Source organism: Arthrobacter sp. RT-1 (genome assembly GCF_003367205.1).
GTDB lineage: Bacteria > Actinomycetota > Actinomycetes > Actinomycetales > Micrococcaceae > Arthrobacter.
In genome coordinates this window covers 61,558-87,488 of record NZ_QRGQ01000005.1, presented here as the reverse complement: position 1 = coordinate 87,488, position 25,931 = coordinate 61,558, and the positions used below count along the sequence as shown (strand labels likewise).

Below are 25,931 nucleotides of genomic sequence, written 5' to 3'. Positions count from 1 at the left end.
TACTTACAGCAAAGTTAGAGCGCGCTACTTTAGCGGTGCGGCAGACACCGCCTACTTGCGGGGTACGGCAAGTTCTCCGGTCACATACTGGGCCCGCCCGAACCCGAAGGACCAGTCACCGGCGGTGTTTTCCACGTACCCGATGAAGACATCCTCGCCGGCAACTCCCACCCCGGAAAGCTTCTCGGCCACAGCCGCGAACAGCCGCTGCTTCGCCTCCTGTGTCCTGCCGCCCTGGGTGAATATCTGGATCATCACCACTCCGCCGGTCCGCTCGAACCCGAGACCGGCATCCTGGGCGAAGATCTGCCCCTGCGGGTGTTCGCTGAGGATGTGGAAGTAGTCCCGCTCGGGGATGCCATATTCGGCAAGGATTGCGTCATGGATGCCGCGGCTCAGCCGCTGCAGCTCCTCCGGAGTGCGTCCTTCGTTCACATCAATACGTACAAGTGGCATTTTCGCTCCTCTGAGGGTTTGTCCTGACATACTAACAATATCGGGAGCGGCGCGACAAGGCCGAGAGGTCTTGAAGGACGCGGGATGAAGGAGTAGCCTTAAACAACCAAGAGGTTGATAAACAATTTAGTTGATTAGCAAGAGGCCGCACATGAACTTCGAAAGTACTGCGTTGGACTCGGCCTTTATGGCCCTGGCCGACCCCGTGCGGCGGAGCATCATTGCCCGGCTCAGCCGGGGCCCGGCCACAGTTAATGAGTTGGCGGAACCATTCGAAATTTCCAAGCAGGCAGTTTCGAAGCACATCCAGGTACTCGAGCAGGCGCAACTGGTTACCCGGACCAGGGATGCCCAGCGCAGGCCCGTCCACCTGAACCCCGCACGGCTGGAGGCACTCACCGCCTGGATCGACCAGTACCGGCTGGTCCGCGAGGAGCAGTTCCGCAGCCTTGATGCCGTGCTTCAATCCAGCGCCGGGCACCACGGCGCCAAGGCAAAGGAAAAGCCATGACCAATCCCCTGAAACTCAGTGTCCCCGAAGGCCTTCCCTTCATCGACTTCGAGCGTGAGTTCGATTTCCCCGTCGCGGACGTATTCCGGGCGCACAAGGAACCGGATCTTATTGCGCAGTGGCTGGGCCCCCGCGGCCTCAAAATGGAGATGGACCACTACGACTTCCGCAGCGGCGGCACCTACCGATACATCCACACCGGGCCGGACGGCGTGGCTTACGAATTCACCGGGGTGTTCCATACGGTCCGTGAAAACGAGTTTGCCCTGCAGACCTTCGAGTTCGGCGGTTATCCGGACGTGGTCAGCCTCGAGTTCATGACGTTCGAGGACCTCGGCGGCGGCCGGTGCAGGCTGCGCGGCCACTCCGTCTACCCCAGCATGGAGGCACGTGACGGCATGGCCCAGTCCGGCATGGAGGGCGGCATGACAGAAGGCTACGAGCGGCTCGACGAGCTGCTCACCGCTGCCAAAGCCTGAAACGCAGAAAGTACGACGACGTCAGGTCACCTCCCACGCGGAAGGTGACCTGGCGTCGTCGTACTTAAAACAGCAACGCGGGGTCACTCCGCGCCCAATCCAGAGTGTGGAAAGGGCGGGAAGTGACCCCGCGTTGTTGGAGAGAACCCTAGAGGGCTGCGAAAACCTCGCGCAGCAGCGTGGCGGTCTCGGACGGCGTCTTGCCGACCTTCACGCCTGCAGCTTCGAGGGCTTCCTTCTTGGCCTGGGCGGTTCCGGCGGAACCGGAGACGATGGCGCCGGCGTGGCCCATGGTCTTGCCTTCAGGAGCGGTGAAGCCGGCAACGTAGCCGACAACCGGCTTGGTGACGTTGGCCTTGATGAAGTCGGCAGCACGTTCCTCGGCGTCGCCGCCGATTTCGCCGATCATCACGATCGCCTTGGTCTCGGGGTCGGCTTCGAACGCAGCCAGGGCGTCGATGTGCGTGGTGCCGATGATGGGGTCTCCGCCGATGCCGATGGCGGTGGAGAAGCCGAGGTCGCGCAGTTCGTACATCATCTGGTAGGTCAGGGTGCCCGACTTGGAGACCAGGCCGATGGGGCCCTTGCCGGTGATGTTGGCCGGCGTGATGCCCACCAGTGCTTCACCGGGGGTGATGATGCCGGGGCAGTTCGGTCCGATGATGCGCGTGACCTGGTTGCCGTCAGCGTCCAGCTTGGACTGGGCGAGGGCCCAGAATTCGGCGGAGTCCTGGACCGGCACGCCTTCGGTGATGACAACCACCAGGCCGATGCCGGCCTCGATGGCTTCAACAACGGCGTTCTTGGTGAATGCCGGCGGGACGAAGACGATGGAGACGTCGGCGCCGGTCTCTGCCATGGCTTCCTTGACGGTGCCGTAGACGTTGATCTCGGCGTCGCCGTGCAGGACGGTGGTGCCGGCCTTGCGGGCGTTGACGCCACCCACAATGTTGGTGCCGGCCTTCAGCATCAGGGCGGTGTGCTTGGTGCCTTCACCGCCGGTGATGCCCTGGACGATGACCTTGGAGTCCTTGTTCAGATAAATAGACATGGTGCGTCCCTTTACTTCGCTGCGTTGGCGAGCTCGGCGGCCTTGTCGGCGCCCTCGTCCATGGTGGCGGCCAGGGTAACCAGCGGGTGGTTGGCCTCGTTCAGGATGCGGCGGCCTTCTTCGACGTTGTTGCCGTCGAGGCGGACTACCAGCGGCTTGTTGGCAGTGTGGCCGAGCTCGGCCAGCGCGCCGACGATGCCCTTGGCCACGGCGTCACAGGCGGTGATGCCGCCGAAGACGTTCACGAACACGGACTTGACCTGCTCGTCGCCCAGGATGACGTCCAGGCCGGCGGCCATGACCTCGGCCGAAGCTCCGCCGCCGATGTCCAGGAAGTTGGCGGGCTTGACGTTGCCGTGGTTTTCACCGGCGTAGGCAACGACGTCCAGGGTGGACATGACCAGGCCTGCACCGTTGCCGATGATGCCCACTTCGCCGTCCAGCTTGACGTAGTTGAGGTCCTGCGCCTTTGCCTTGGCCTCAAGCGGGTCAGCAGCGTCCTTGTCTTCAAGGAGGGCATGCTTGGCGTGACGGAATTCGGCGTTCTCGTCCAGCGACACCTTGCCGTCCAGTGCCACGATTTCGCCGGCACCGGTCTTGACGAGCGGGTTGACCTCCACCAGGGTGGCGTCTTCCTTCTTGAAGACGTCCCAGAGCTTGAGGATGACGTCGGCCACCTTGCCGCGCAGTTCCTCAGCGAAGCCTGCGGCTGCGACGATTTCGTCGGCCTTTGCCTGGTCGATGCCGATGGCGGGATCGATGGCAATCTTGGCCAGCGCTTCCGGGCGTTCGACGGCGAGCTGTTCGATTTCCATGCCGCCCTCAACCGAGCACATGGCCAGGTAGTTGCGGTTGGCCCGGTCCAGCAGGACGGAGAAGTAGTATTCCTCGGCGATGTCCGCACCCTGGGCGATCATCACCTTGTTGACGGTGTGGCCCTTGATGTCCATGCCCAGGATGTTGGTGGAGTGCTCAAGCGCCTCGTCGGCGGACTTTGCGACCTTCACGCCGCCGGCCTTACCTCGGCCACCAACCTTGACCTGAGCCTTTACGACAGTAACGCCGCCGATCTTCTCGGCAGCTGCCTTTGCTTCTTCTGGGGTGTACGCCACGATGCCGGCAAGCACGGGTACACCGTGCGCCTCGAACATATCGCGCGCCTGGTATTCAAACAGGTCCACGGTTTAGTGTCCTTCTACGTCGAAGTAGTTTCTGTACAGTCGGGCACCATCGAAGACGATGACCGGGCTGCGGAATTGCACGCACCGGAGGCCTGTTGGAAACGAGCCACGCGGCGTGATGCTCCATGGGGAACTCTAGTCCTTTGGAGGGACCGGGCCGTCCCAGACTACCTCTTATGTGAGTAAGGACACTATTCTATGAGGCGTAGAAAAACCGCGTATTTACGGGGTTTTTGAGGCCTCGGCGGGTGGAGGCGGGGCAGCGTTTTCCGGCCTGGAGATCAGTTCGTAACGCTCCGGGGAAACAAAGAATCCCACGCCGGCGGACACGTTTCCGCATGCCACGCCGCCGTTGTAGGCGGAACACCGCAGCCCGTTGCGTTCGAGGTTCAGGCCCTCCGCCAGGACCGGCAGCTGGGCGAGGGCACCCGCCCTGTTGCCGTTGGGGCCGTAGGTTGCCTCCATTTGTGTGACGCCGGAGCGGCACTCACCGTACGTTGCGTTGTCAGGGGTCAGGAAGGCAACGCCGCCCAGGTAGCCGAGCGATGTTCCGGCGCAGTCATCCCGGACGTCGCCGTGGGCGGGCTTCGGGTATTTGGCCAGTTCACAGTGGGCCACGGGGACGATGGCCAGCTTGTTGTTCGCTAAGTCGGTGAAGCTGTTCGTTTCGTAGGGGAGGTTCACATGCTCGCCGCGCGCGGAGGTCAGCGAACAGACAATGCTGCGGTCCTCGGTGATGAAGGAGAGGACGCCCTCAGTGCTGGAAAAATCGTCGGGATTGGCCAACGCCGCCTGTTCCAGCTGGTCCATCGGTGCCGGCGGAGGCGGCGGCACGTAGCCGGGGTCCTCGGTGGTCACGGTGCATCCCGTGGCGGCCGCCAGCACAAGGGCGGCGAGCATCCCCCAAACAGTCCGTCGCATGGCCCCCATTATGCTTCATGCCGGGGTTCACCTGGAGGCGAGCACCCTTTCCACAACGTCTGCCGCGGCCTCGGCCGGATCCTGCCGGGCGAAGTCCTGCCGCATCTGCTGCGCCCGTTCTTTCCACCCCGGCTCGGCAAGGATGGAGTGCACGGCCCTCCTGATCTTCTCCGGCGAGGGAGCCTCGGTCCGCAGGTTGATGCCGGCACCGGCATATTCCACGCGGGCGTTGACATCGCTCTTGCCTTCATTGATGCCGGACACCACCAGCGGGACGCCTTTGGACAGGGCTAACTGCACGCCGCCGAACCCGCCGTTGGTGACGAAGACGTCCGTGGACTCAAAGACGGCGGCGAAGTCCACATAGTCGCGGATGAGGATGTTTGGCTGCGGGTAGCGCCGGTTCAGTTCGGCGGTTCCCCTGCCGCCTGTTGCCACAATCACCAGGGCATCCATGTCCTGCAGCGCCTCCAGCGCGGGAATGATGAGCTTGTCCTGGTCCGCGTTGTCCACGGTGCCCTGGGTGACCACGATGGTTGTGGAGTATCCGGGCGGCAGCTCTTCCGCTACGTCGGCGCCGGGGCGGCGGTATGGCAGGAGCGCCCCGACGTAGTGCACTTTGGGGTTGGTGTTGCGGCGCGGAAAATCAAGGGACTGCGTGCCGGCCTGGATGACGGCGTCCGAGCACCGGTACGCATCGTCGGTGAGCCTGCCCCTTTTGGGCACGTCCTGGCCGTAGAAGGTGTGCTGGCGCCGGTAGCTTTGGTGCGCAGGGCGGAGGATGATTTTGTCCGACAGCTGACCGGCCACGGTTTGCAGGGCCTTCTCGGCCGGGTTCCGCGGCGGCCGGAAGCCGAAGAAGAGCGGGGGCACCAGCGGATCGCTCTCCATGTTGGGTATCACCGCGACATTCACCACCGGCTTGCCCAGCAGGTGCGACACGAGCCGCTGGACGAACATGGAGCTGTCCACCACCAGGGCATCGAAGGGAAACTCCTGCTGCAGGTCACGGATGTCCTCGAAGAAGTTGCTGATGTTGCTGGCGAAGATCTTTTCGCCGTCGAAGCCGATGGCCCGGGGCCCTTTGAGCCTGGCCCGCTCCGGATACAGCTCAAAGAGGTTGTCGGCGCGGTGTTCGATGGCGCGCTTGAAGGGAACCAGGGGAATTCCGAGGCCCTTGAGCTTTCCCGTGAACACCGGGCCGGTGTACCACCGGACGTCGTGGCCCCGCTCCTTGAGCTTCATGGCTACACCGGTCATTGGATTGAAGTGGCCATCAATTGCCTGGCTCGCGAACAGGATGTTCATGGTCCCACTCCGACCTCGGGTACCGCTGCTGGGGGAAGTTCCTGAACTGTAGCCGCGAATGGCGGAAGCGGGCAAGGGCCCGCCCCCGTTCGCCTACGCGTCCAGCTTGGTCAGCGGCGCGTACCGCAGCAGCAGGCGCTTTTCGCCGACGTCGAACTTCACCTTGGCTACCGTTTTGTCCCCTGCGCCTTCCAGCGCCAGGACCGTCCCGTTGCCAAAACTCGTGTGGTTTACCTTGTCCCCCACGCTGACGGCCACGATTTCCTTTTGCGGCTGCACGCGGTTCCGGGCGATGACGGCGGGAACGTCTGCGTTGAAGCCGGCAGAAGAGTCAGCTGCCGCGCCGCGGGCAGTGCCCGCGCCCCAGAAGGATCCGCTGTAGCGGCCCGAACCGATGGATCCGCCGCCCCAGGCGCCGGCCTGCCGGCTGGTACCTTCACGCTTCCACTCCAGCAGCTCGGCAGGAATCTCCTCCAGGAACTGGCTGGCGGGGTTGTACTGGCTTTGGCCCCACATGCTGCGGACCTCGGAGCGGGTGACGTACAGCCGCTTCCGGGCACGGGTCAGGCCCACGTACGCCAGGCGGCGTTCTTCGGCGAGTTCCTTGGGGTCGGTTGCCGACCGCTGGTGCGGGAACAGGCCGTGCTCCATGCCGGTCAGGAACACCACCGGGAATTCGAGCCCCTTGGCCGTGTGGAGCGTCATCAGGGTGACCACGCCCAGCCGCTTTGCCTCGGCTACCGCGGAGTCGATATCGGCTCCCGGGGCATCGGGGATCTGGTCGGCGTCAGCCACCAGGGACACCTGTTCCAGGAACGCTGCGAGCGAGCCTTCCGGGTTGTCGCGTTCGTATTCACGGACGACGGCGACAAGTTCCGCCAGGTTTTCCACCCGGGACTCGTCCTGGGGATCGGTGCTGGAACGCAACGCGGCAAGGTAGCCGGTCTGTTCCAGGACGGCTTCCAGTGCCGCGGCGGCGCCGGAACCGGATGCCACCTCTGCAAGGTCGTCCAGCAGCTTCACGAAGCCAAGGACGGCGTTGACCGAACGGGTTGCCATGCCCGGCGCGTGTTCAGCCCGGCGGGCGGCAGCCATGAATGATGTCCGCTCGCGCTGCGCCAAGGCGGCCACGGCGCCTTCGGCGCGGTCGCCGATCCCGCGCTTGGGTTCGTTGAGGACCCTGCGGAGGTTGACGTCGTCGTCGGGGTTGACCAGGACCCGGAGGTACGCGAGGGCGTCCTTGATTTCCTTGCGCTCGTAGAAGCGGGTGCCGCCCACCACCTTGTACGGCAGGCCCACGCGGACCAGCACGTCCTCGATGGAGCGGGACTGGGCGTTGGTCCGGTAGAAGATGGCGACGTCGCCGGGACGGAGGTTGTCCTCGTCCTGGAGCCGGTCGATTTCCTTGGCGATGAACTGTGCTTCGTCGTGCTCGTTTTCGCCCACGTAGCCAATGATCTTGTGGCCTTCGCCCTCCGCGGTCCATAGCCGCTTTTCCGGGCGGTTGGGGTTGCGGGAGATCACCGAGTTGGCCGCGCTGAGGATGTTTTGCGTGGAGCGGTAGTTCTGCTCCAGCTTGATGGTGCGGGCCTCCGGATAGTCCTTTTCAAACTCCACGATGTTGCGGATGTCCGCGCCGCGGAAGGCGTAGATGGACTGATCGGAATCGCCCACCACCGTGAGCTCCGATGCGCCGGGCCCCTCCCCCACGATTTCGCGGACCAGGGCGTACTGGGCGTGGTTGGTGTCCTGGTATTCGTCCACGAGGACGTGGCGGAACCGTCGGCGGTAGGACTCGGCGAGCGCCGGAAACGCGCGGAACATAAAGACCGTCTCGGCGATGAGGTCGTCAAAGTCCATGGCGTTGGCCTGGCGCAGCCGCTGGGTGTAGCCCTTGTACACCTCGGCCACGGCCTGTTCGAAGGGATCGTTGTAGTTCGCTGCCGAGGCATAGGAATCGGCGTCGATCAGTTCGTTCTTCAGCGCAGAGATCTTGTGCTGGATGGCTTTGGGTGCGAACTTCTTGGGATCCAGGTCCAGGGCTTTGGACACCTGGGTGACGAGCCGCAGGGAATCGGCGGAGTCGTAGATGGAGAAGTTCGATTTCAGGCCGACGTTTGCGGCCTCCTGCCGCAGGATCCGCACGCACGACGAGTGGAACGTGGAGATCCACATGATCTTGGCCCGGCCGCCCACCAGGGCTTCGATGCGTTCCCGCATTTCGGCGGCGGCCTTGTTGGTGAAGGTGATGGCCAGGATTTCGCCGTGGTGGGCACGCCCGGTGGCGATCAGGTAGGCGATCCTGTTGCTGAGCACACGGGTCTTTCCCGATCCGGCACCGGCCACAATCAGCAGTGCGGAGCCGGCATGCTTAACCGCTTCCTCCTGCTGCGGGTTCAGTCCCTCCAGGAGCTGGGCCGCGTCCGGCCGCCGGGCACCCTGCTGATGGCTCCCCGACTGGTCGTCCCCGTGCTGGACGCCAGGTTGCCCACTGCCCCCGTGGCGGCTGCCCGCAGAATCCCAGGAGGGCGCGCTGCCGCCCGGACCGGCCGCGGTGGCCACGCCGTCAGGACGCGTTTTGGTGCGGGTTGCCGCTGCGGGAGCGGCCTTGAACGGTCCGTCAGAGTACGGGTCAAACAACATATCCATGGTGCCTACAAGTCTAGGCGGTGGGACCGACACGCACTTCCAGCCTGTGGATTACGGAAGGACGGGGCAGTAATTCTCAGGCGACCGAGCCGGACTCAAGGGCCGCACGCAACTCCCGTACCGCCGTCGTTCCTCCTGCCATGAACCATTCCAGGCCGTTGACCCGGACCGTGTCCACCGCGCCGCCCGCTGCCCGGACAATGGCCTTGCCGGGCAGCCAGTCCCATTCCGGGCAGCTGTGCTGGAACCAGCAGCCCATCTGTCCGTCCGCCACCCTGCCCAGGTCGCAGGAGCCCGAACCCAGCATGCGGAGCGTCGCGGCGGACGTTGCCGCGGCGTGCCACGGCATGGCGCACAACGGGTCCATGAGCCAGCGGGGATGGATGTAGGTGGCGGCACCCAGTTCGGCGACCGCCGTCGCGTTCCGCGCTCCCCTGTTGTCCTGGAAGACGGTGAGCGGCTCCCCGTTCAGGGTGGCCGGATGCGTACGGCCGCCCAGCCAGAGCTTGTCCTCCTCCGGCTGGTAGATGGCGCCGAGCAGCACGTCTGAGGTGTCCTTCAGCGCGATGGCGGAGCACCAGTAGGTGGAGCCGTGCAGGAAGTTGTAGGTGCCGTCCACGGGATCGATCACCCAGGTCCGGCCGCTGCTGCCCTTGACCGAGGCCCCCTCCTCGCCGAGGATGCCGTCCTCCGGCCGGCAGCGCTGGAGCTGCTCCAGCACATAGGCTTCTGCGGCATGGTCGGCGGCTGTCACCACATCCGAGATGGAGGTCTTCTGCTGGGACTGCAGCCCGGCCATCCGCATCAGCAGCGCCAGCTGCCCGGCTTCGCGGACCAGTGCCGCCGCAAGCTGGTGGTCGTCCAGTGAGGGGTCAAGTTCTATTGCGCTGTGCCGGCCATTGGTCATGGCTTCAGTTTATGGGGCGGGATAATGGTGCCATGGCCAAAACCCCTGCCCAGCGGATCAAGAAGCACGGCTCCAAGGCGGTGGTGCCGCAGCACCACCTGCCGCCGGTGGTCAACCCCACCACGGCCCGCACGCCGGAGAAAGCGGAAAGCAACAGCAACCTGATCCTGGTTCTCGGGGTGGTGGCAAGCCTGTTCCTGTTCTGGTACCTGCACCTGCTGACCCTGGACCAGCTCCGGCAGCTGTCCGGCGGCCTGGCCATGCCGGATTCCTTGGTGGGCGGTTTCGATCCCGGGTATATCGGCCAGCTGCAGGCGGCGATGGACGATGACGCGCGCGGGCAGCTCAACTACGTCCACAAGACCGCCGGAACCCTCTTCCCGCTGATTTTCGGCTTCACGTGGCTGCTGCTGATCGGGACCAACGTGGCCCGCAGGGCGGCGCGCTGGACGCTGTGGGCGCTGCTCCTGCTGTTCGTGGTGGCCCGTCTGTGGGGCAACGTCGCTATCGACGGAATGCTCGCTGCCGGTGCGCCCGATGCCGGCCAGGTGGCCGTGGCGTCCGGCCTCACCGTTGCCGGCTGGGTTCTCCTGGTCCTGTGCCTGCTCACCGGCGCCGCGGCTGTGGTGCTCAAGGCGCGGAAGGCAAAAACCGCTACCTGACGGCCGCTGCGGCGCGTACCTGCTTCCGGTGCCGGTGCACGCGCCGGGCAATGACCAGGCCCGCCGCCGCCATCCCCACCGTCACGGGATAACCCATCAGCCGTTCCAGGGTGCCGGGCTCGGGGACGTCCATCCCGGTCAGGGCTCCGGTGGCCAGCGCAGCCAGGGATACCCCGCCGCACACCAGGATGAACCAGGCCATCCCGGATTTCCGCAACCACAGGGTTCCCAGCACCAGCAGGGCAACGGCGCCGGCCAGGAAGTACATGACCGCTCCGGCAAAGTGCCAGAAGGAACCCACGTCCTCGGGGACCAGTCCCACAATGACGGTTCCTGCCCCTGCCGTCCCGGCCAGCACCCGGACCCAGACGGCCGCCAGCCACGGCTTGCGCTGCCCGGGTTGGACCCGGACGCCGGCGCGGGCTGCCACGCACAGCAGCCCGGAACTGAGCAGCAGGGCGCCCAGCAGCATCCCCAGGCCCTGGACCACGAACGAGGCGTTCATCAGCCAGCTCAGCGGGGAACAGACCTCCCGGCCGTCATAGATGCCGCAGTTGATTGCACCGAGATCGCTGATGTAGCCGGTCCGCAGGTCGTACGGCCGGGGACCCGCCCAAGCCCCGATCACTGCAGCTTCGGCCGCAAAATACTGCAGCACGCTCAGTACGGACCACGCGCCGATGTACTGCCGGGTGGAGGTTGTATCCGGAATAAAGGCCACTGCGGGGGTAGCGGACGCGGCTGAACTCATGCTTTGAGCGTAGTACGGCCCCACACCTTGTATGCTTGTATCCGTGTCCGGCCGGACCGGCCCTGCCGATCTTCGGACGCCCGCCCTCGTAGCTCAGTGGATAGAGCACGGCTCTCCTAAAGCCGGTGTCGTTGGTTCGATTCCAATCGAGGGCACTTGAACCTTCGTCCTCCGGAGTTTGATCTCCGCGCCTATCTGCTGGGCGCTGCCCAGCCTGGCGCCGCCGGCGGTCCGGCGGCCGGCCGCTGGACCCTTGAGCGGGACCTGCTGGACCGTGCTGATGGCACCCGCGGAACCTTTTCCGGCGTCGTACTTTTCACTCCAACGGACGACGGCGGCCTGGCCCTCCGCGAAGAAGGCACCATGCGCTGGCCCTCCTTCACCGGCCCCGCCTCGCGCGAATACCTGCTGAAGCCGGCAGCGGGACGCCCCGACGCCCTGGATGTGTTCTTCCCCGACGGGCGTCCGTTCCACCGGATGAGCTTCACCCCGGAGGCCAACCTGGACAATCACTGGTGCGATCCCGACACCTACCGCGTGGCCTACACGCTTGAGGGGCCGGACGCGTTCAGCTTCAGCTGGGACGTCACCGGGCCGCGCAAGGACCTTCTGCTGGCGTCCCGCCTCGTTCGGAGTGCTGCCTGATGAAGGCGCGCATCGTTGTGTCCGCCGTCTGCGTGTTCGACCCCGCGGGCCGGCTCCTGACAGTGCGGAAGCGCGGCACCGGCATGTTCATGCACCCCGGCGGCAAGCCCGAGGCCGGCGAAACGGCAGTCCAGGCAGCCGCCCGCGAGCTGGCGGAGGAGGTGGGCATCGTCATCCATCCCCGGGATCTGGAGCTGATGGGCGTCTGGATCGCCGATGCCGCCAACGAGGCCGCCACGGACATCGAAGCCACCGTGTTCCGAGCGCCGGGGACGTGGCAGGCCCACCCGTCGGCCGAGATCGCGGAGATCCGCTGGCTGGACCTCGCTGCCCTTGACCGGGGCGCAGCACTGCCCCCGGACCTTGCCCCGCTGCTGACGGACCATATCCTACCGGAGCTGGGGGCACAGCCGGACGCCTAAAGCTCCGGGACGGCCTGCTGTGCCACCGCCGTGGCCTCGGCGAACTGCGTCCGGTACAGCTCGGCGTAGCGGCCTTCGGCAGCCAGCAGTTCGGTGTGGGTGCCGCGTTCCACGATCCGGCCGTCCTCCACCACCAGGATGGCGTCCGCCGCACGGATGGTGGACAGGCGGTGGGCGATCACGACGGCGGTCCGCCCCTCGAGTGCGGCGCCGAGGGCGGCCTGCACTGCGGCCTCGTTGGTGGAGTCCAGGGCGGCGGTGGCCTCATCCAGGATGACCACCCGGGGCTGGGCGATCAGCAGCCGGGCGATGGTGAGGCGCTGGCGCTCACCGCCGGACAGGCGGTAGCCGCGCTCCCCCACCACGGTGTCCAGCCCGTCGGGCAGGGACCGGATCATCGTTTCCAGCCGCGCCTGCCGGATGACCTCCCACATGTCCTCGTCGGTGGCGTCCGGCCGGGCCAGGCGCAGGTTGGAGGCGATGGTTTCGTGGAAGAGGTGGCCGTCCTGCGTCACCATGCCCAGGGTGTCGCGAAGGGAGTCGAAGGTGGCATCCCGGACATCCAGTCCGGTGCCCGGCATGACCCCGCCCAGCCGGACGGCGCCGGAATCCACGTCGTACAGGCGCGCCAGCAGCTGGGCGATGGTCGATTTGCCCGCTCCGGAGGAGCCCACCAGGGCCACGGTCTGGCCCGGCTCCACCCGGAAACTGATGCCGTGCAGCACTTCCTCGCCGCCGCGGGTGTCCAGCGTGGACACTTCCTCCAGCGAGGCCAGCGAGACCTTGTCCGCCGCGGGGTAGGCGAAGCGGACGTCGTCGAACTCCACGGACACCGGGCCCGGCGGGACAGGGACGGCGTCCGGCTTTTGCTGGATCAGGGGTTTCAGGTCCAGGATCTCAAAAACGCGTTCAAAGCTGACCAGGGCGCTCATGATTTCAACCCTGGCGTTGGACAGTGCGGTGAGCGGAGCGTAAAGGCGGGTGAGCAGCAGCGCCAGGACCACCACATCGCCGGGTGCGAGCTGGTTGGTGATCGCCAGCCAGCCGCCAAGCCCGTAGACCAGTGCCAGGGCCAGGGCGGAGACCAGGGTCAGGGCGGTGACGAACGTAAACTGCAGCATCGCGGTGCGGATGCCGATGTCGCGGACCCGCCCCGCGCGCACCGCAAACTCGCGGGATTCCTCTGCGGGCCGGCCGAACAGCTTGACCAGCGTGGCGCCGGGCGCCGAAAAGCGTTCGGTCATCTGCGTGCCCATGGCGGCGTTGTGTTCCGCTGCCTCGCGGCGCAGGTCGGCCAGCCTGGATCCCATCCGCCGGGCCGGGATGAGGAAGACGGGCAGCAGGATCATCGCCAGGACTGTCACCTGCCATGAGGTGCCCAGCATCACGATCAGGGTGAGGATCAGCGCCACCACGTTGCTGACCACTCCGGACAGGGTGCCGGCAAATGCCGACTGCGCGCCGATGACGTCGTTGTTGAGGCGGCTGACCAGGGCACCGGTCCGGGTGCGGGTGAAGAAGGCAATCGGCATCTTCTGCACGTGGTCAAAGACGCGCGTGCGAAGGTCCACAATGACGCCTTCGCCGATGGTTGAGGAAAGCCAGCGGTTGACCAGGCCCACCCCCGCCTCGGCGATGGCGACGACGGCGATGAGCAGCGCAAGCCGGAGCACCTCGCCGGCGCCGGCCTTGGCCACGATCGCGTCCACCACCTGTCCCGCAAGGACGGGAGTGGCCACGGCCAGGAAAGCCATCACGATCGAGAGCGCCACGAAGGCCAGCAGCTTGCCGCGGTGCGGGCGGGCGAAGGCCAGGACCCGTTTCAGGGTGTCTTTGGAGAACGGCTTGGAACCGCTCTTGGCCCGGGTGATCTTGTACAGGGAGTTCCAGGCCACGCCTTCCATGCTCATAGCTGCTGCTCCGCGTTCACATTACTGCCCATATCGTCGTTTCCGTTCAAATACTGCTGCCGATGCGCTGCTCGGTGACCGTCCCGCTGTCCACATCCCAACGTACATCCAGGCGCACGTTCTCCAGCAGCCGCCGGTCGTGGGTCACCAGGAGCAGTGCGCCGTCGTAGCTGTCCAGTGCCTCTTCCAGCTGCTCGATGGCCGGCAGGTCCAAGTGGTTGGTGGGTTCGTCAAGGACCAGGAGGTTCACGCCGCGCGCCTGGAGCAGGGCCAATGCGGCGCGGGTCCGTTCTCCCGGCGAGAGGGAGTCAACCGCCCTGGCCGTGTGGTCCGCCTTCAGGCCGAATTTCGCCAGGAGGGTACGGACCTCTGCCGGGGTCTGGTCCACCAGGACGGCCTCGACGGCGTCTGCCAGGGCAAGGTGCCCCGCCAGCAGCCCGCGTGCCTGGTCAATCTCGCCAATGGCAACAGAGGTGCCCATCGAGGCGCTGCCCGAATCGGGTTCGGCCGCGCCCAGGAGCAGGCGAAGCAGGGTGGACTTGCCGGCTCCGTTGGGGCCGGTGATGCCGATCCGCTCCCCCGCGTTGAGCTGCAGGTTGACCGGTCCCAGGGTGAAGCTTCCCTGCCGCAGCACGGCGTCGCGGAGGGTTGCCACCACGGCGCTGGAGCGGGGGGCCTTGCCGATGGAGAACTGGAGCTGCCATTCCTTGCGCGGCTCTTCCACCACGTCCAGCCGGGCAATGCGGGATTCCATTTGCCGGACTTTCTGGGCCTGCTTTTCCGAGGACTCGGTGCTGGCTGCCCGGCGGATCTTGTCGTTGTCGGGGCTCTTCTTCATGGCGTTCCGGACGCCCTGCGAGCTCCACTCGCGCTGCGTCCGCGCACGTGAGACAAGGTCTGCCTTGGTGGTGGCAAACTCCTCGTACTTTTCGCGGGCGTGCCGGCGCGCGACGGCCCGCTCTTCCAGGAAGGCGTCGTAGCCGCCGTCGTAAACGGCTACCGCGTTCTGTGCCAGGTCCAGTTCCACCACGGTGGTGACGCAGCGGGCCAGGAACTCGCGGTCGTGGCTGACCAGGACCACGCCGCCGCGGAGGCCTTTGACGAAGTCCTCCAGCTTGGCGAGGCCGGCCAGGTCAAGGTCGTTGGTGGGCTCGTCCAGGAGGACCACGTCGAACCGGCTGAGGAGCAGCGCCGCCAGGGCGACACGGGCGGCCTGGCCGCCGGAAAGTCCGGTCATGGGTGCATCGGAGCCCGCCTCCAGTCCCAGGTCCGCCAGGACGGCGGGGATGCGGTCGTCAAGGTCCGCGGCTCCGGAGGCCATCCACCTGTCGAAAGCGTGGGCGTAGGCGTCATCGGCACCCGGCGCGCCTGCACCCAATGCTTCTGCCGTGGATTCCATCTCCGCGGTGGCCTGTGCGCAGCCCGTGCGCCGGGCGATGTATCCAGCCACCGTCTCGCCGGACACCCGTTCATGTTCCTGGGGAAGCCAGCCAACGAACGCATCGGCGGGAGCAAGGCTGACAGAGCCTTCCTGCGGCTGGTCGACGCCGGCGAGGAGCCGCAGCAGGGTGGATTTGCCCGCACCGTTGGCACCCACCACTCCCACCACGTCACCGGGAGCAACCGTGAGGGAAAGCCGGGAGAAAAGCTGGCGGTGGTCGTGGCCGCCGGCGACGTCCTTGGCAACAAGGGTTGCAGTCATCGATCCGTCCTTTCACCGGCGCATCCGCAGCCGGTTTCCTGCCGGAACCGTGCCGGCATTGCCCGTGCAGAACAGCAGGGAAAATGCCGCCGGGCCGCAAGACATAAAAGAACCCGCTGGTCCGGACTTGGGGGGTGTACGGACCAACGGGCTCGACCATCAAGCATAGTCGAAACACCACGGGCGGTAAAATCGGCTCCGCACCGGCGCGCTAAAATCTAGTCAACCGTCCGTTCTGCAGAGAGCCCTTCATGACCCTTCCCGCCAAGGCGTTCCAGCGCTGGCTGCAGGGCATCGCCCCCGATGCCAGCACGGCAGATGTCTGCAGGGTCTCCGGGATCAAACGGACCACCCTTGCGCAGCAGCTGGTCCGGGGCAAGATCTCCGTCAGTACCGTGGTCAGCATCAGCCGCGCCTACAACATCAATCCGGTGGCGGCCCTGGCTGACTTCGAGCCGTACCGGGAACTGGCCGGGCCTCCGCGTCCCCCTAGGCGCTGTGAGCTGGTCAGCCAGATCTCGACGCCGGACCTCCTCCGGTCCCTGCTGGCCAGGCAGGCGATGGACCCTGCGCGGCGATCCCGGGAGAAGCCTCCCGCGCTGAGCCCGGCACCGCACGCCACCTCCGTCAAGAACTGGGTGGATGCCATCGACGACGGCGAGGTGCGGCACCGGGTCTCGGCCGCCACAGGAGTTGCGCCGCAAAACTATTCCGCGCAGTTGACCGCCAACCGACTGTCCCCCGAACTCGCGGTGGCCACGGCGCTGGCGGCCGGCGTGGGACCGGCGGGCGGCCTGGTTGCCACCGGCCTTATCACCGAGGAAGAGGCCGGGTGGCCACCGGATGCCCGGCAGGCGGCGCTGGACAGCATGTCCGACGGCGACCTTACTGCCCTTGCGGGTGACAGGCTGCAGGCCCTGGGCAAAGTCCTGCGCCGGCAGGAGCACGACCAAGCGCAGACGGAAAAGATCTGGGAGAACCTGGGATGATTGCAATTCTTCAGTGGACCACGCTGGCCGTGTGCGGCCTGATCGCGGTGGCCCGCATACCCAGTGCGCTGCGCGGGAAGAACAGGTCGCTGTTCTACATCTTCGCCCTGATGACCCTGGCCATCCTCCTGAGCATCGAGGCGCCCTACGTTGCCATCGACCAGGCCCTGGGCGGCAGCAACATTGCCAACCTGCTGCTGCGCTTCGTCATTTTCGCCGCCATCTACTTTGTGGGCGTCCGGGTCACGAAGGGGTTTGGTGCCGAGGGCGCCTACCGGCTCATCACGGGAAGGGCCGGAATGGCCGTCCTGCTGCTGATCTCCCTGGCCATGGTGGCGGTGTTCTTCATGATGGACACCGCTGGCTCCTCGGCGGGGCTTGTGGGCCCGGCCAGGAAGGATGCCCGCAACGGCCTGCTGGTGGAGTACTACGGCGCGGCCGGCCGGGCGTATCCCTCCTATGTTTCGCTGGTTCTGCTGCCAGCCATGGTCCGCGCCGTGGGAAGCCGGTTGCCGGGCCTGGTGCGCGTCGCTGCCGGACTGCTGGCAGGGGGCGGGATCGCCATCGCCCTCACCCTGCTTTTCCCGGTCATCCCGCGGGACTGGGCCGCGGTTGAGTTCGTGGTGAACTATACGGCGGTGCTGTGTTTTGTGATTGGTTTGGCGCTGATTTGGGCGGCGAGGGTGAAAAACGGCAGGACTGGGGGCGGCAGGGAGACATATACCGAAAAGTAACTCCCTAAGCGCTTTCACAAAATCATTAGAATGTGAAACAATCATGAATGTGTGAAGGTGGGGCGCAGGGCGTTTACGAACGGGGATAAATTCTTGGACGCTCCCGCCCCGGGGGCCTTCACACGACATTGGGGGGATGAGTGGTGGCGGCCGTTGGGGACCGCCCCCACTCAGCCTATTTAAGCCCGGTATTGCCTGCGTGTCAGGCCTGAGCCGCATTCACCGCAGCTGCGGATCCTCCCGGCGCCGCGGCACCCAGTTCCTTCCTGACCAGCGGCAGGACTTCCGTTCCGAGCAGCTCTATGGACTCAAGCACCAGGCGCTGAGGTACCGATGAAAAGTCCAGCTGGAAGATCTGCCGGTGCTGCTGCATGTGGCCGTGCATCCGGATGATCTTTTCCGCCACCTGCTCAGCGTTGCCCACGAAGAGCGAACCGCCAGGGGCAGTCTCCATGTTGTACGTGAGTCCGCTGGGCGTGGGAAAGCCCCGCTCGGCAGAAATCCGGCGCATCGTGTCGAGCCAGTAGGGGCGGAAGGTTTCCTTGGCCCTGGCCCCGCCGGATGTCCCGTCGCGGAGGACAAGCCCCGGCGTACTCACGCCAACTTTCAGCCCATCCTGCGCATGCCCGTGGCGGGCCGCCGTCTCGCGGTACAGCTCCGCGTGGCGTTCAAAATTGCGGATTGAACCACCCAGCAGGGCATACATCACGCTCTTGCCCAGCTCAGCTGCCCGGACGGTGGACTGCGGGGTACCGCCCGTGGCGATCCAGATGTCCAGTGCCCGCTGCCCGTCCGGACCGGGATAGGGCCTGGGGAGGATGAGTGCATCGTCCAAGGGCGGCCGGAACCTGCCATTCCATGTAACGCGCCCGGCAGCATTGAGCTTCAGCAGCAGGTCCAGCTTTTCCTCGTACAGCGCGTCATAGTCCTCCAGCTTCGCCCCGAAGAGCGGGTACGACTCGATGAAGCTGCCGCGGCCCGCGGTGAGTTCCGCCCTGCCTTGGCTAATGAGGTCGAGGGTGGCGAATTGCTGGAACACCCGCACGGGATCCTCGGTGCTGAGCACCGTCACGGCACTGCCGATCTTGATGTTCCGCGTCTGGGCGGCCGCCGCGGCCAGTACAACCGACGGCGCGGAAACCGAGTAGTCCGGGCGGTGGTGCTCCCCCACGCCAAAATAGTGCAGCCCCACCTGGTCCGCCAGCCGTGCGCGCTCGAGCAGGTCAAGCGTATTTTGCTCCGGGGAGACAGCCACCCCGCTGACGGGGTCTGCGTGGATATCGCCGAAGGTAAAAATTCCCAGTTCCATGCCGACTACAAGCATTGGATGCGTTTGCATATTCCCGCGGCGGGAAGGCGGACTACGGGCGGACGAACCTCAGGGTGACCAGCTGGAAGGGACGCAGGTGGAGTGTTGCGCCCGTTTCGTCCGCCTGCACGCCCGGAGCGGGAACTTCGCGCTCCAGGAGATCCACGGGCTGGATGGCCCCCACCTCGAAGTTTGCAGTGATCCTTCCGGCCGAGCGTTGCCCCAATGATTCGTACAGCCGGACGATCACGTCGCCCGAAGCGTCCTCGGCAAGCTTGACGGCTTCAATCACCATCCCGGGATTGGATACGGCAATCAGTGGTTCAACCGGGGAGGCGCCGCGGACCAGGCGTGGAGCCAGATTGGTGCGGTAGCCCTCCTGGACAGCGTCGGCGATATCGGCGCCGGGACGGATGGTGACGGTCAGTTCGTGATCGCCGCGGTCCGCTTCCGGGTCCGGGAACTTGGGGGCGCGCAGCAGCGACAGGCGCACAGTGGTGGTGGTGCCGCCGTCGGAAGCCCTGACGCTCCTGCCCACGTCGTGCCCGTAGGTGGACGCATTTGACACCGCCACCCCGTAGCCGGGTTCAGCCACGTGGATCCACCGGTGGGCGCAGATCTCGAACTTGGCAGCTTCCCAGGAGGTGTTGGTGTGCGTCGGCCGGAAAACGTGCCCGAACTGGGTTTCGGCGGCGGACCGGTCCGCGCGGACGTCCAGGGCGAAACCGAGCTTCAGCAGCTTCTCGCGTTCCTGCCAGTCAACGGCAGTGGTAATGGACAGCGAGGGGCTTCCAGGCTCCAGGGTGATGCGCTGTGTGAGCGGTGAGGTACCGGCCAGCCGTTCCACCACCACGACGGCGGCGCCGCCGTGCTCTTCAAGGCTCACGGACAGTGCGGTGGCCAGGGCCGTGACGTTGCGCCGGTAGAACTCATCGATATCCCAGGCGTCCCACTCGTTGGGGGTGTCCCGGTGCAGTTCCAGCAGGTTCCCGCGCTCGCCCCGGGCAATCGCTTCGCGTCCGCTGGCGTAATCCACCAGCGAGGTGAGCAGGCCATCGGCGTCCAGGACGGCGCGGATGATGCCGTTGTCCAGGATGTAGCCGCCGGCATCGGCTGTGGCACGCACGGCCTCAGGATGGGTGGCACGTTCCGCCGCTGCCAGCGCCGGGACGCCGTCACGCGGGTGGGGTGCTGCGTTCAGCAGGAACTGCCGTTCCCCCGGACCGAGCACAGCGGCAGCGGCCTGGCCGATGAGTGTTTCCAGGGCGGTTTCGATCGCCTGGTAGTTGCGCTCGGCATCCTGGTGGACCCAGGCGATGGAGCTGCCCGGAAGGATGTCGTGGAACTGCTGCAGCAGCACCAGCCGCCACAGGCGCTTGAGTTCTGCCGCGGGGTAGGCGTGGGCGCCGTTTGTCCGGACGGCGGCGGTGGCGCACCACAGTTCCGCTTCCCGCAGCAGGTGTTCGCTGCGCCGGTTGCCCTTCTTGGTCCGGGCCTGGCTGGTGTACGTGCCGCGGTGCAGCTCGAGGTACATCTCGCCCACCCATACGGGCAGTGCCGGGTAGTCTTCCTCAGCCTGTTGGAAGAAACTTTCCGCCGATCCAATCCGGACTTTCGGGGAGCCTTCCAGGTTGGCGGTGCGGGCTGCTGCGGCCAGCATTTCCCGCGTAGGCCCGCCGCCGCCGTCACCATAGCCGAACGGCACCAGCGAGACTGTTCCCCGGCCATGGTCACGGTAGTTCCGCTCGGCATGGGCGAGTTCGCGTGCGCTGAGTTCCGAGTTGTAGGTGTCCACCGGCGGGAAGTGGGCGAAAAGCCGGGTGCCGTCGATGCCCTCCCAGTTGAAAGTGTGGTGCGGCATCCTGTTGGTCTGGTTCCAGGAGATCTTCTGGGTCAGGAACCAGCGGCTGCCGGCGGATTTCACGATCTGCGGCAGGGCTGCGGAGTACCCGAACGAGTCGGGCAGCCAGGCTTCCCGGCATTCGATGCCGAACTCGGCCAGGAAGAAGCTCTTGCCTTCCACGAACTGCCGCGCCATGGCTTCGCCGCCGGGCATATTGGTGTCCGATTCCACCCACATGCCGCCCACGGGTACGAACTGGCCCGAACGGACCTTTTCCCGGATCCGGCTGAACAGCTCAGGGTAGAACTCCTTGATCCAGGCAAGCTGCTGCGCCGAGGAACAGGAGAAGACGAAGTCCGGGTTCTCGTCCATAAGGGACACCACGTTGGAGAACGTCCGGGCGCATTTGCGCATTGTTTCCCGGACCGGCCAGAGCCAGGCGGAGTCGATGTGCGCGTGCCCGGTGGCAACCAGCTGGTGGGCGGATGCGTAGGCAGGCCGGGCCAGGACCCCGGCGAGCGCATCGCGTCCTGCTGCGGCGGTTCCGGCAACATCGTCCGGATCCATCACGTCCATCATGCGTTCCAGGGCCCGGAGGATTTCATGGCGGCGGGGCAGCTCCAGGGGCAGCTGCTCCATCAGTCCTGCCAGGGTCCAGACATCCTGCTGCAGCTCCCACACGGTCTGGTTCAGCTCGGCGATGGCAATGGGTCCCAGCCGGTACTGAGGGGCTGTTCCGGCGGTGGATTTGTCACCGTACGGCGTGGCGGCGAAGGTCCAGCCCTGGGCCACATCCGGATTGGCGGCGGCCTCCACGTAGAAATCCACGGCCATGCCCCCACCCAGCAGCTTCAGGGGAATGTATTGGTTCCGCGGCGAGACGGCTTTGATGATGGTGCCGTCCGGCCGCCAGGCAATGCCCTCGCACTGGAAGCCCGGGGTTTCGATGGTGAAGCCGAGGTCCACCACAACTTCCACGGTGGTATCAGGTTCGGTACCCCACGATTCGGGGACTTCGCCCTGCAGGCGGAGCCATTTGGTGCCCCACGGCTTTCCCCACGGGGCGCCGTGCTCCTGCGGCCGGAATTCCTGCCGCATGGCCTCCAGCGCGGGGACCGGTTCGTCCGGCACGTCCCAGCTGCTCAGGGCAAGGGGAAGGCTCCTGCTGTACACGGCGGGGTTGATGCGCTCACGCACAAACCTCTCCAGGCGGACTTCCGTGATCCGGCGGTCGTCATGCAATATGGGCCTTCTTCAAAGTATGAAAGTGGACTATCGTGTCCATTCGATGGACAAATCTACCCGCTAGTAGCCTGATATCCAACCCCTTCTGCGAGCGTGCCCGGAAACTCCCGGCGGGGAAAGCTCACGCAGACGGCACGGGAACCACGGGCCCGGTGATGCGGGCGTTGCCGGCGTACACGTTCAGGCTGGTACCCCGGCTGAATCCCGCCAGCGTCACTCCGCCGGCCTCGGCCAGTTCAGCGGCCAGGCTGGAGGGAGCGCTGACGGCGGCCAGCACGGGAATTCCTGCCATGGCGGCTTTCTGGACCAGCTCGAAGGATGCCCTGCCCGATACCTGGAGGACCGTTCCGCGCAGCGGGAGAAGGCCTTCGCGCAGCGCCCAGCCCACCACCTTGTCCACGGCGTTGTGCCGCCCCACGTCCTCGCGGAGGCACAAAAGCTTTACACCGCCGTCGTCCTCCACCTTGAACAGGCCGGCCGCGTGCACTCCCCCGGTGTCGTCAAAGAGGCGCTGGGACTGGCGGAGCAGTGCCGGCAGCGAGGCAAGGACCTGGGCATCCACCGTCACGGGATCGGACTGGGGGCTGTAATGCGAGGATTTGCGGACCGATTCTATGGAGTCCGTACCGCAGATGCCGCAGGAACTGGACGTATACACGTTGCGTCCGGTGGCAGGAAGCGGGACGTCCGGCCGCAGCTGCGCCTCCACCACGTTGAATGTCTGGACTCCGTCTTCGTCTTCGCCGGCACAGAACCGCAGGGAAACGAGCTGTTCAGCAGACCAGATGACACCCTCGGACACCAGAAAACCGGCCACCAGGTCAAAGTCGTCGCCTGGTGTCCGCATGGTGACGGAGAAGGAGAGGGATCCCAAGCGGATCTCCAGCGGTTCCTCGACAGCCAGGACGTCCTCCCGGTACCGGACGGGGAACTCGATGGCGTTCGGTGAGCCGTCCAGAACATACTTGTGCACCTTGCGGCGCTGGGTTACGCGTCCCATGTCCCACCTTGCCTGTTCATAACTCCATCATGACAACCGCGGGGACCCGGCTCAACCAGGTGCACCGCTGAACCAACCCTCTTAACCCTGCACGATAACCCTGCACGCCGCTCAGCCAAGAAGGGCACTCCAGTCCACCGGACCGTCCGCGGGTTTGGTGCCCGTCCGTGCAGTCCGGCCCGCACTGCGGGGCTTGGCCTTGGCCGGGGTTTCAGCGGGGGCGGGAATTGGCGGACCCCACGGCAAGGCGAAAGCCGGCACCGGCTCACCCAGCTGCACACCGTGTGGCGGCACCACCATGACGCCGTCGGCAGAAGCCAATCCCCGCATCATCCCCGGCCCCGTGTGCTGGGCCGGGGATGCCATGCCGTAGAGGAGGCGGAAAGGCATCAGCCGGGTGCGCCCGGGATCGGGTTCGATCATTGTTCCGCACGGCACATCCTGTACGGAGGGCATGGTGCCGTGGCCCAGGGCAGCCAGCAGGGGGGCACCCACTGTTGACAATGCCATCATTGCCGCCAGCGGATTTCCCGGCAGGCCCAGCACGAACCTGCCGTCCGGCAGCTCAGCCAGGACGGCGGGATGCCCGGGGCGCATGGCCACGCCGTCGATGACCAGCCGCCCGCCCAGCTCGGCAACCGCGCGGCGCAGGTGGTCCGTGCCGGAGCGTCCGGTCCCGCCTGTGGTGATCACGACGTCGGCCGGCAAGTCCGGTGCGCCGGGCGCCTCCGGGACCACGTCCTCCAGGCCCGCGAGCCATTCCCCGTAGGAATCGCCGATTTTCTGCTGTCCCCCGGCAATGCCGCCGAGCATCGCGACCACTGCCGGCAGCTGGGGGCCGAAAGTGTCGCGCACCTGGCCCGGAACCGGAAGGCCCTCCGCCACGACCTCGGAGCCGGTCAGCAGCAGCCGCACCAGGGGTTTGCCCTGGACGCGCACCTCATCGTGGCCGGCAAGGGCGGCGAGTGCCAGATGCGCGGGATTCAGTTCCACCCCGGCTTTGACCAGGATGTCCCCTTCCCTGGCCTCTTCCCCCGCCTTCCGGATGTGCTGGCCGTTGCGCGGCTCCCCCGGTCGCGCGGTTCCACCGGTTTCCAGGATGGGGAGACCGTCGTCGTCCTTGCCCAGGACGGCGCCCTCGCTGCGCAGTATCGCCTTGCCGCCGGGCGGAATCAGGCCGCCGGTCACGATGGGGCTGGCCTGGTGCGGCGCCAGCCTGGCTCCCGGCTCAACGAGGATCCACGGGCCGGTGCCGTTGACAGCCCATCCGTCCATGGCCGAGGACGCATAGTGCGGCATGTCCTGCAGTGCCACAATGTCCTGGTCCAGGCGGCGGCCCAGGGCAAGCTCCAGGGCCACCGGCCCGGCAGGAATCGGCGTGGCAGCATCAAACGCTGCCTGCCGTGCTTCCTCCCATGTGTGGGCAAGGTGGTGCGGGGTGTCCTGCCCTTCGGGTCTACCTGCTTCTCCCTGGGGTTCCCCGGTCATTCGCCGGGGGTCCCGGCGGCTTCAGCGTCGTAGTCGGCAGCAAGTGAACGCGCCACGGCCAGGGCAGAGTCCATGGACGCGGCATCCGTTGTGCGGCCGGAGCCGGAGGCCAGGCCGGCGGCAAAGCCGGCAATGAACGTGGTGAGCGGAGCAGCCGGGCGGACCACGGAGTGGGCTGCTACGCCGGCAAGGGACAGGATGGCGTTGACGTCTACCTGGACGTCCTCGAGTTCATAGGCCTGGAGCAGGGACCTGCACCATTCCTCCAGCGTTTCATCCTGGCTCTTCATGAACTGCCTCCCACGTTAACTGCGGCCGGGACGGCCATGGTCCTTGTCCTGGTTGCCGGCGGCAATCCCTAGTGCGGCGGCATCGTCCCACGTATCCACGTCTGCTGTGGACGCGGCGGGAACGCTGACAAGCTGCACGTCCAGACTAGCAAGGAGCGAGCGGACAGAACCGTTAATCAAGGCTCCCCGGGACGCAAGATCCTGCGCAGCCTTTTTTAGCGCACCTGTGCGGTAAAAACCGGCCAGTGGCTGGATCCGGCCTGCCGGTGTGCCGTCTTCAGTCCGGGCCAGGACTGCGTCCGCCCCCGTTCGTTCCCCGGCTGCCAGGGACGCCTGGAGCACACTGACCGCGTCGGTCACCAGCGGCATGTCGCAGGCGAGCACCAGAGTGTAGTCGGACCCCGCCCCCGCGCCGGCGAGGGTGTCCAGACCGGCGGCAATCGCGGCTGCCGGCCCGGCGAACTCGGGCTGTTCACGGCAGGACAGGATGCCCTCCGGAATCAGCCCGGGCGGACCCACCACCACAATGCGCCGGGCCGCTGCAGCGGCAGCAAGGGAGCGCTCCAGCAGGCTGGCACCCTGGAATTGCAGGGTCTGCTTCGGCACTCCGCCAAGCCGTGCGGACCGGCCCCCCGCCAGGATCAGGGCATCAAAGGACGGCATGTTCGATTCCACGGTCCCAGCCTACCGGCGGTCACGGATGTGGCGGGGTGCGGAAGGCAGGTCAGGCAGCGCGTTCGGGCAACAGGAACGGATCCCACGCCGGCGTGGGCTTTTCCAGTTCCTTAATCTGCCAGATGGTGCCGTGAGGAGGCTCCGGCACGAACCGCAGCTTCCAGCCCATTTCGGCCGGGGTATGGTCCCCTTTGGCGTTATTGCAGCGGAGGCAGGCGGCTACCAGGTTCTCCCACGAATCGGCACCACCGCGGGATTTTGGATGGACATGGTCAATGGTGTGGGCCGCTTTTCCGCAGTACGCGCACTTGTGCCCGTCCCGCCTGAGCACACCCCGCCGGCTGACGGCGGTGGCGTGGTTGTATCTGGGACGGATGTAGCGGTTCAGGAGTATCACGGACGGGCGGCCCAGGATCTCCTGGGGACCCACCACGGGATCGTCCCCCTCAGCCACCACGCTCGCCTTGTTGGTCAGCACAAGCACCAGCGCCCGGCGGAATGAAATAACCGCCAGCGGTTCATATCCAGCATTCAGAACGAGAGTGCGCATGCACGTACCTCTTCACGGCCGCACCCGTCAGGGGCACGAGGGCCGGCTGCCCTCGGCATGGTCCGGGCTATGGATCGACACCACAAGAGTAAACAAAGAAGTCCACTATCGGCTAATCTGGCCGGCATCGCCCTCCTGCATCATGGGGGCGCAGGGCGGGCCACAGGGTGCGCCCAGTCCGTTAAAGCGAACATGACCCCTGCCACAAAGGCAGGGGTCATGTTCCTTCAAGCGGACAGTCCGTCAGGTCAGC

Annotated in this window: 24 protein-coding genes and 1 tRNA gene; 8 read left to right on the top strand and 17 right to left on the bottom strand. The window is 66.1% G+C overall.

Annotated elements, in window-relative coordinates; genetic code table 11:
* Nucleotides 1-51: 51 nt before the first annotated feature.
* Complete coding sequence (locus DXK94_RS05885) at nucleotides 52-456, bottom strand: tautomerase family protein (RefSeq protein ID WP_115524227.1); 405 nt, start codon at nucleotides 454-456, stop codon at nucleotides 52-54.
* Nucleotides 457-607: 151 nt separating this feature from the next.
* On the opposite strand from DXK94_RS05885, the gene DXK94_RS05880 reads away from it, so the two are divergent.
* Both DXK94_RS05880 and DXK94_RS05875 read left to right on the top strand, forming a co-directional pair.
* Nucleotides 608-967, top strand: coding sequence for a helix-turn-helix transcriptional regulator (locus DXK94_RS05880; RefSeq protein ID WP_115524226.1), 360 nt, complete (start codon nucleotides 608-610; stop codon nucleotides 965-967).
* Complete coding sequence (locus DXK94_RS05875) at nucleotides 964-1,446, top strand: SRPBCC family protein (RefSeq protein ID WP_079597815.1); 483 nt, start codon at nucleotides 964-966, stop codon at nucleotides 1,444-1,446. Before DXK94_RS05880 ends, DXK94_RS05875 begins: the two co-directional genes overlap by 4 nt.
* A gap of 148 nt (nucleotides 1,447-1,594) precedes the next feature.
* Here DXK94_RS05875 and sucD read toward each other — a convergent pair whose 3' ends face one another.
* The 6 genes from sucD to DXK94_RS05845 all read right to left on the bottom strand — a co-directional run bounded on the left by sucD (nucleotide 1,595) and on the right by DXK94_RS05845 (nucleotide 9,463).
* Complete coding sequence (gene sucD, locus DXK94_RS05870) at nucleotides 1,595-2,497, bottom strand: succinate--CoA ligase subunit alpha (RefSeq protein WP_079597816.1); 903 nt, start codon at nucleotides 2,495-2,497, stop codon at nucleotides 1,595-1,597.
* Nucleotides 2,498-2,508: 11 nt separating this feature from the next.
* On the bottom strand, nucleotides 2,509-3,678 hold the full coding sequence (gene sucC, locus DXK94_RS05865; RefSeq protein WP_079597817.1) for an ADP-forming succinate--CoA ligase subunit beta: 1,170 nt from the start codon (nucleotides 3,676-3,678) through the stop codon (nucleotides 2,509-2,511).
* A 222-nt stretch (nucleotides 3,679-3,900) separates the two neighbouring features.
* Nucleotides 3,901-4,608: a hypothetical protein gene (locus DXK94_RS05860; RefSeq protein ID WP_258868448.1), complete on the bottom strand. Its 708-nt coding sequence runs from the start codon at nucleotides 4,606-4,608 to the stop codon at nucleotides 3,901-3,903.
* Nucleotides 4,609-4,626: 18 nt separating this feature from the next.
* On the bottom strand, nucleotides 4,627-5,907 hold the full coding sequence (locus tag DXK94_RS05855) for a glycosyltransferase (RefSeq protein WP_115524224.1): 1,281 nt from the start codon (nucleotides 5,905-5,907) through the stop codon (nucleotides 4,627-4,629).
* A gap of 93 nt (nucleotides 5,908-6,000) precedes the next feature.
* Nucleotides 6,001-8,550: a DNA helicase PcrA gene (gene pcrA / locus DXK94_RS05850; RefSeq protein WP_395928401.1), complete on the bottom strand. Its 2,550-nt coding sequence runs from the start codon at nucleotides 8,548-8,550 to the stop codon at nucleotides 6,001-6,003.
* Between the two features lie 82 nt (nucleotides 8,551-8,632).
* Nucleotides 8,633-9,463: an inositol monophosphatase family protein gene (locus DXK94_RS05845; RefSeq protein WP_079597821.1), complete on the bottom strand. Its 831-nt coding sequence runs from the start codon at nucleotides 9,461-9,463 to the stop codon at nucleotides 8,633-8,635.
* 32 nt (nucleotides 9,464-9,495) lie between these two features.
* On the opposite strand from DXK94_RS05845, the gene DXK94_RS05840 reads away from it, so the two are divergent.
* On the top strand, nucleotides 9,496-10,125 hold the full coding sequence (locus DXK94_RS05840) for a hypothetical protein (RefSeq protein WP_115524222.1): 630 nt from the start codon (nucleotides 9,496-9,498) through the stop codon (nucleotides 10,123-10,125).
* Here the strand turns inward: DXK94_RS05840 and DXK94_RS05835 are convergent.
* Nucleotides 10,118-10,876: a DUF998 domain-containing protein gene (locus DXK94_RS05835; RefSeq protein WP_115524221.1), complete on the bottom strand. Its 759-nt coding sequence runs from the start codon at nucleotides 10,874-10,876 to the stop codon at nucleotides 10,118-10,120. The two genes, DXK94_RS05840 and DXK94_RS05835, sit on opposite strands and share 8 nt — an antisense overlap.
* A gap of 82 nt (nucleotides 10,877-10,958) precedes the next feature.
* Here DXK94_RS05835 and DXK94_RS05830 point away from each other — a divergent pair.
* The 3 genes from DXK94_RS05830 (at nucleotide 10,959) to DXK94_RS05820 (ending at nucleotide 11,943) form a co-directional block, all read left to right on the top strand.
* Nucleotides 10,959-11,031: transfer RNA gene (locus DXK94_RS05830), tRNA-Arg, on the top strand.
* A gap of 1 nt (nucleotide 11,032) precedes the next feature.
* Nucleotides 11,033-11,521: a DUF6314 family protein gene (locus DXK94_RS05825; protein WP_115524220.1), complete on the top strand. Its 489-nt coding sequence runs from the start codon at nucleotides 11,033-11,035 to the stop codon at nucleotides 11,519-11,521.
* On the top strand, nucleotides 11,521-11,943 hold the full coding sequence (locus tag DXK94_RS05820; RefSeq protein ID WP_115524219.1) for an NUDIX domain-containing protein: 423 nt from the start codon (nucleotides 11,521-11,523) through the stop codon (nucleotides 11,941-11,943). Before DXK94_RS05825 ends, DXK94_RS05820 begins: the two co-directional genes overlap by 1 nt.
* On the opposite strand, the gene DXK94_RS05815 is transcribed toward DXK94_RS05820, so the two are convergent.
* Both DXK94_RS05815 and DXK94_RS05810 read right to left on the bottom strand, forming a co-directional pair.
* Nucleotides 11,940-13,853 (bottom strand): ABC transporter ATP-binding protein, encoded by a 1,914-nt coding sequence (locus tag DXK94_RS05815; protein WP_115524218.1) that lies wholly within the window; start codon nucleotides 13,851-13,853, stop codon nucleotides 11,940-11,942. The genes DXK94_RS05820 and DXK94_RS05815 overlap by 4 nt on opposite strands.
* A gap of 46 nt (nucleotides 13,854-13,899) precedes the next feature.
* Entirely contained in the window at nucleotides 13,900-15,555 is a 1,656-nt protein-coding gene (locus DXK94_RS05810) for an ABC-F family ATP-binding cassette domain-containing protein (protein ID WP_115524217.1), read from the bottom strand.
* Between the two features lie 251 nt (nucleotides 15,556-15,806).
* Here DXK94_RS05810 and DXK94_RS05805 point away from each other — a divergent pair, with 251 nt between their 5' ends.
* Nucleotides 15,807-16,544: a hypothetical protein gene (locus DXK94_RS05805; RefSeq protein ID WP_115524216.1), complete on the top strand. Its 738-nt coding sequence runs from the start codon at nucleotides 15,807-15,809 to the stop codon at nucleotides 16,542-16,544.
* Nucleotides 16,541-17,278, top strand: coding sequence for a hypothetical protein (locus DXK94_RS05800; protein WP_115524215.1), 738 nt, complete (start codon nucleotides 16,541-16,543; stop codon nucleotides 17,276-17,278). Before DXK94_RS05805 ends, DXK94_RS05800 begins: the two co-directional genes overlap by 4 nt.
* 202 nt (nucleotides 17,279-17,480) lie before the next feature.
* On the opposite strand, the gene DXK94_RS05795 is transcribed toward DXK94_RS05800, so the two are convergent.
* The 7 genes from DXK94_RS05795 to DXK94_RS05770 all read right to left on the bottom strand — a co-directional run bounded on the left by DXK94_RS05795 (nucleotide 17,481) and on the right by DXK94_RS05770 (nucleotide 25,678).
* The gene (locus DXK94_RS05795; RefSeq protein WP_115524296.1) at nucleotides 17,481-18,587 is read right to left on the bottom strand and encodes an LLM class flavin-dependent oxidoreductase; all 1,107 of its coding nucleotides are present in this window, start codon (nucleotides 18,585-18,587) and stop codon (nucleotides 17,481-17,483) included.
* A gap of 52 nt (nucleotides 18,588-18,639) precedes the next feature.
* Nucleotides 18,640-21,672, bottom strand: coding sequence for a glycoside hydrolase family 38 C-terminal domain-containing protein (locus DXK94_RS05790; RefSeq protein ID WP_115524214.1), 3,033 nt, complete (start codon nucleotides 21,670-21,672; stop codon nucleotides 18,640-18,642).
* 124 nt (nucleotides 21,673-21,796) lie between these two features.
* Nucleotides 21,797-22,675 carry a formate dehydrogenase accessory sulfurtransferase FdhD gene (gene fdhD / locus DXK94_RS05785; protein WP_115524213.1) on the bottom strand — a complete coding sequence of 293 codons (879 nt, stop codon included), beginning with the start codon at nucleotides 22,673-22,675 and terminating at the stop codon, nucleotides 21,797-21,799.
* A 111-nt stretch (nucleotides 22,676-22,786) separates the two neighbouring features.
* Nucleotides 22,787-24,163: a molybdopterin molybdotransferase MoeA gene (locus DXK94_RS05780; protein WP_115524212.1), complete on the bottom strand. Its 1,377-nt coding sequence runs from the start codon at nucleotides 24,161-24,163 to the stop codon at nucleotides 22,787-22,789.
* The gene (locus tag DXK94_RS21370) at nucleotides 24,160-24,453 is read right to left on the bottom strand and encodes a DUF6457 domain-containing protein (protein WP_176156879.1); all 294 of its coding nucleotides are present in this window, start codon (nucleotides 24,451-24,453) and stop codon (nucleotides 24,160-24,162) included. Before DXK94_RS21370 ends, DXK94_RS05780 begins: the two co-directional genes overlap by 4 nt.
* Nucleotides 24,454-24,468: 15 nt before the next feature.
* A complete protein-coding gene (locus DXK94_RS05775) occupies nucleotides 24,469-25,128 on the bottom strand; it encodes a molybdenum cofactor guanylyltransferase (protein ID WP_258868447.1) in 660 nt (219 codons plus the stop codon).
* Nucleotides 25,129-25,177: 49 nt separating this feature from the next.
* Nucleotides 25,178-25,678 carry an HNH endonuclease gene (locus tag DXK94_RS05770; RefSeq protein ID WP_079597834.1) on the bottom strand — a complete coding sequence of 167 codons (501 nt, stop codon included), beginning with the start codon at nucleotides 25,676-25,678 and terminating at the stop codon, nucleotides 25,178-25,180.
* Nucleotides 25,679-25,931 lie beyond the last annotated feature (253 nt).